This is a genomic window from Pseudoalteromonas sp. P1-13-1a (assembly GCF_001401875.1).
Lineage (GTDB): Bacteria > Pseudomonadota > Gammaproteobacteria > Enterobacterales > Alteromonadaceae > Pseudoalteromonas.
Genome location: NZ_LKDV01000116.1, coordinates 1 through 293 on the forward strand (window position 1 = coordinate 1; position 293 = coordinate 293).

The window sequence follows — 293 nt, forward strand, 5'->3', positions numbered from 1 at the left end:
ATGGCAAAAGAAAAGTTTGAACGCGTAAAACCGCACGTAAACGTTGGTACAATCGGCCACGTTGACCACGGTAAAACTACACTAACTGCAGCAATCACTAACGTACTTGCAAAAGTATACGGCGGTGTTGCTAAAGATTTCGCATCAATCGATAACGCTCCAGAAGAGCGCGAGCGTGGTATCACAATCTCAACTTCTCACGTTGAGTACGATACACCAACTCGTCACTACGCACACGTAGATTGTCCTGGACACGCCGATTATGTTAAAAACATGATCACCGGTGCTGCTCA

Annotated in this window: 1 protein-coding gene; it reads left to right on the forward strand. The window is 46.1% G+C overall.

The genetic code is table 11. The features are described 5' to 3' along the window. On the forward strand, positions 1 to 293 hold a 293-nt coding region (locus AN391_RS20060; protein ID WP_235576513.1), incomplete at its 3' end, for a GTP-binding protein.